Source organism: Aquimarina ulvae (genome assembly GCF_053613295.3).
Window position 1 is genome coordinate 1 of sequence record NZ_JBSIBP030000036.1, and the last position, 2,793, is coordinate 2,793.

The window sequence follows — 2,793 nt, forward strand, 5'->3', positions numbered from 1 at the left end:
AAACAACAATCGACAAGGTTAGAAACTAATTTAGTGTAAACACCTAATCTTTAACTTGTGTAAACTATGTATCTTAACGAACATTTAAAACAAAAGACAATGAAATCAGAAAGTGTTAAAACTTGGATTGACGGAATTAAACCTGAACACAGCATAATGGCTCAAAAAGTGGACAGCTTAATTAAAGAATTAATACCTGATATTCAATTTACTACCAAATGGCATAAACCATCGCAACCACTTGGAGTACCTTTCTATGGACTTGCTGACAAAGGTTGGATGATTGCGATGTGGTCGTTTAAAAATGAATTTGCAGTTGGTTTTATTGCAGGAACGCTTTTAGACCCTGAACCACCAGTAACCAAAATGTCAGGACCTTGGAATCGGAATTCGGATTACAAAGCGAGAAGAATTGATATTAAAAACGAATCGGAGTTTGACGAGGAATTGATTCGTACTTGGATTGAACAAGCGAATGAACTTCCAGGGTGGTCAAAAATTGAATAAAAAACACAGTACAATATAGTGAAAATGAAATGACAAAATCAGAAATTGCAAAAGCATTCTCCAACGGCAAATTTGGAAAGGTCTACGATTTCATATCTAAAAATGCAGAATGGATTGTAATCGAAGAAGATAAATTTACAGGCAAACAAGCCATTATTGACAATTGCGAGCAAGTAGGAAGCTATTGTGAATCAGTAAAGACTGACTTCAAGACTTTCAATGTTATCACGGATAGGAATAAAGTCGTTGTTAATGGAACGGCAGAGTTTTTACGAGGCAATATACGTGTATCTTTTGTTTCTGCCTGCGATATATACGAGTTCAATGATAATAACCAAATTCAAAATATTACTTCTTACTGTATTCAACAAGTAAAAGAATGACAAGAGAAAAACAACGACCCGCTAACAATGTATAAAAAAAATAGGGCAAATAGTGTTTAATCGAAAGGTCTGTGTGTATTTACCAAGTCGCCAAATTTTTAAATTTGGTATAATTAAAAAGAGAAAAGATAATTAACAAAATTTAAAAATTCGGCTTTAGTTTAATCTGAAAAGTATCGCTTACAACTGCCCTACTTTTCTTATACTAGACCGTTAGCTACAAGCAAAAAATGACAAAATTCTCTGAGATATCTAAATTTTTTAAATCTGAATATTCATTAAATCAAGATGGCTTAGATGAACTATTTTCATTATTCAAAATTAGAGAATATCAGAAAGGAAGTTTATTAATCTTAGCTCAAAATAAAGAAAAACAACTTAGATTTCTCAATAAAGGAATAGTGAGAGAATACTATTCTAACGAAGAAAAAGAAATCAATATTAATTTTTATGTAAAGCCACAATTCATATCTGATTTATTAACTTTTAGTCAAAATACAAACACTAACAAAAACCAAGAATGTCTTTCTGCTGTGGAAGTTTTAAGTATTGATAGAAAACCTTTTTTTGATTTGTTAGAGAAATATCAATGCGGAAAATCTTTTGTTGAAGCATCATTTCAAAAATTATTAAAACAAAAAGAAATGTTGGAATTTAATCGCATTACTAAAACCCCAGAAGAATTATACAAAGAGTTATTCATTTACAAATCCGAATGGCTTCAATCTATTCCTCAATATCACATTGCTTCTTATTTAAATATAACTCCTGAAACATTAAGTCGCATTAGGAAACGTACTTCTTGATTTGAATCAATGAAATTGATTGTTCTTTATTAGACTTTTGTATAACAAATAAAAAATACAAAATGCTAAAAATTCATCATATAAGGAATGCTACAATGATTCTGGAAACAGAAAAAGACGTAATTTTAATTGACCCTATGTTAGGAGACATAGGCATTATGCCTTCTTTTACATTTTTCAGACATAAAGCAAGAAAAAATCCAATCGTTGCTTTGCCAAATAATATAGAATCCATATTAAATAAAGTTACTCACTGTATAATTACACATCAGCACCCGGACCATATTGATAAAGCAGGAGTGCAATTTTTAAAAAACAATAATATTCCTGTTACTTGTAGTATTAAAGATAAAATAGCTTTTTCTAAAAGAGGTTTAAATATTACTCAAACATTAAAATATTGGGAAAAACAGGATTTTTTAGGAGGAACTATTGAGGGAATACCTGCAAAACACGGTTATGGTTTTGTTTCTAAACCTATGGGAAACGTAATTGGATTTTACATAAAATTACCTAATCAAAAATCCATTTACCTGAGTTCCGACACAATTTATACAGATTCGGTTGATAAAGTGCTAAAGGATTACAAACCTAAAATTAGTGTTTTAGCTTGTGGAACAGCTCAATTTGACTTATTCAAACAACTTATTATGGATATTGATGATATTTTAAAGTTCGTTAAAAACTCATCAGGAAAAGTTATTGCAAATCATATGGAATCTATAAATCATTGTCCATTGACTCGAAAAAAATTGAGAGAAATATTAATTGAAAATAATTTAATGAATAAAGTTCTAATTCCTGAAGATGGTGATATGATGGAAATAGCCAGTAGGTAACATTGTATAAAAAAACATAGGGCGTTTGTGCTAAACCGTAAAGTCTGTGAATATTAACAAAGTCCGCTAAATATAAAATTTGGCATTTATAGTAGAAAAGATAAAAGCAAAATATTTATATTTAGCTAAGTAATAAACCGAAGCGAAAGTGCTTATCACCTGCCCTACGTTTCTTATACTTAACGTTAGCGGTAATACATTAAATATGAAAGAAAATTGCTCAAACGATAGCATTCTAAAATCTTACACTGAACACAC

General features: G+C 30.1%; 4 protein-coding genes. All 4 read left to right on the plus strand.

The genetic code is table 11. The features are described 5' to 3' along the window. Nucleotides 1-99: 99 nt before the first annotated feature. The 4 genes from ACWGOQ_RS23985 to ACWGOQ_RS24000 all read left to right on the plus strand — a co-directional run bounded on the left by ACWGOQ_RS23985 (nucleotide 100) and on the right by ACWGOQ_RS24000 (nucleotide 2,535). A complete protein-coding gene (locus tag ACWGOQ_RS23985) occupies nucleotides 100-507 on the plus strand; it encodes a DUF1801 domain-containing protein (RefSeq protein WP_458202892.1) in 408 nt (135 codons plus the stop codon). Nucleotides 508-536: 29 nt separating this feature from the next. After that, nucleotides 537-890 carry a nuclear transport factor 2-like protein gene (locus tag ACWGOQ_RS23990; RefSeq protein ID WP_452060373.1) on the plus strand — a complete coding sequence of 118 codons (354 nt, stop codon included), beginning with the start codon at nucleotides 537-539 and terminating at the stop codon, nucleotides 888-890. Nucleotides 891-1,120: 230 nt separating this feature from the next. Continuing rightward, on the plus strand, nucleotides 1,121-1,696 hold the full coding sequence (locus ACWGOQ_RS23995) for a Crp/Fnr family transcriptional regulator (protein ID WP_452060372.1): 576 nt from the start codon (nucleotides 1,121-1,123) through the stop codon (nucleotides 1,694-1,696). A 62-nt stretch (nucleotides 1,697-1,758) separates the two neighbouring features. Further along, entirely contained in the window at nucleotides 1,759-2,535 is a 777-nt protein-coding gene (locus tag ACWGOQ_RS24000; protein ID WP_452060371.1) for an MBL fold metallo-hydrolase, read from the plus strand. The last annotated feature ends 258 nt before the right edge of the window (nucleotides 2,536-2,793 follow it).

Excerpts from the sequence above, each read along its gene's own strand:
- ACWGOQ_RS23985 (WP_458202892.1), top strand. The coding sequence starts at position 100 with ATGAAATCAGAAAGTGTTAAAACTTGGATTGACGGAATTAAACCTGAA.
- ACWGOQ_RS23990 (WP_452060373.1), top strand. The coding sequence starts at position 537 with ATGACAAAATCAGAAATTGCAAAAGCATTCTCCAACGGCAAATTTGGA.
- ACWGOQ_RS23995 (WP_452060372.1), top strand. The coding sequence starts at position 1,121 with ATGACAAAATTCTCTGAGATATCTAAATTTTTTAAATCTGAATATTCA.
- ACWGOQ_RS24000 (WP_452060371.1), top strand. The coding sequence starts at position 1,759 with ATGCTAAAAATTCATCATATAAGGAATGCTACAATGATTCTGGAAACA.